Source organism: Clostridium sp. UBA2485, from assembly GCF_002341865.1.
GTDB lineage: Bacteria > Bacillota > Clostridia > Clostridiales > Clostridiaceae > Clostridium_J.
Map to the genome: position 1 here is coordinate 1 of NZ_DDOV01000071.1, position 266 is coordinate 266.

At 39.5% G+C, this 266-nt stretch carries 1 protein-coding gene; it reads right to left on the bottom strand.

From position 1 onward, the window contains the following. Positions 1-266, bottom strand: a 266-nt coding sequence (locus B3603_RS14055; protein ID WP_291565992.1) for a uroporphyrinogen decarboxylase family protein, incomplete at both ends; no start/stop codon positions are given.

Genomic DNA, 266 nt, shown 5'->3' on the forward strand with positions numbered 1-266 from the left:
TCTGATCATCCATTTTAACAGATTTTCTGTTCCTACTACAGAAGCTGCTACGCTAAACGGACCGGACATCGCCGCGCCAACATCTACTTCCTTTATAAGCGCATCTCTAGTAAGTCTTAGGGCTTCGATTAAAATTGGTAGCTTCCCATCTTTTAATGGATTAACAACTTTAAGAGATTCTATTTGGTCTGCAGATTTAATAGCCGGTTCTAATAAATATGAAATACCATAATCAGGATAGCCTACCTTAGAACCCATAGCCTCAG